This window comes from Achromobacter sp. Marseille-Q0513 (assembly GCF_018195695.1).
Lineage (GTDB): Bacteria > Pseudomonadota > Gammaproteobacteria > Burkholderiales > Burkholderiaceae_B > Achromobacter.
In genome coordinates this window covers 1-702 of sequence record NZ_JAGTJY010000422.1, presented here as the reverse complement: position 1 = coordinate 702, position 702 = coordinate 1, and the positions used below count along the sequence as shown (strand labels likewise).

Genomic DNA, 702 nt, shown 5'->3' with positions numbered 1-702 from the left:
GGCCTGAACTACGCCGACCACGCCGCCGAGTCCGGCCTGCCCGTGCCGGCCGAGCCGGTGCTGTTCCTCAAGCCCAGCTCGTCCATCACCGGCCCCGACGACGACGTCATCATTCCGCGCGGCTCGGTCAAGACCGACTGGGAAGTCGAGCTGGGCATCGTGATCGGCAAGAAGGCGTCCTACGTCGAGGAAAGCGAGGCGCTGGACTATGTGGCCGGCTACGTGGTGGTCAACGACGTGTCCGAGCGCGAATACCAGATCGAGCGCGGCGGCCAGTGGGACAAGGGCAAGGGCTGCGACAGCTTCGCGCCCATCGGCCCCTGGCTGGTGACGCGCGACGAGATCGCCGACCCGCAGAACCTGGGCATGTGGCTGGAAGTCAACGGCAAGCGCTTCCAGGACGGCAGCACCCGCACCATGGTGTTCGGCGTCAAGCAGCTGGTCAGCTACATCAGCCAGTTCATGTCGCTGCTGCCCGGCGACGTCATCAGCACCGGCACGCCGCCCGGCGTGGGCCTGGGCCAGAAACCGCCGCTCTACCTGAAGGCCGGCGACGTCATGCGCCTGGGTATCGAGGGTCTGGGCGTGCAGTCGCAGAAGACCCGCGCCTGGTCGCGCTGACGCGGCGCAAGCCGCTGCCAGCGATCGCCTATACTCGCGCCACACGTTCCGCCCAGCCCTCATGCCCGCCAAGAAAACCCG

1 protein-coding gene is annotated in these 702 nt (G+C 67.9%); it reads left to right on the top strand.

Annotation, left to right across the window (positions count from 1 at the left end):
• Positions 1 to 621: fumarylacetoacetate hydrolase family protein (locus KDH83_RS31040; protein WP_212322943.1), on the top strand; the 621-nt coding region annotated here is incomplete at its 5' end.
• Positions 622 to 702 lie beyond the last annotated feature (81 nt).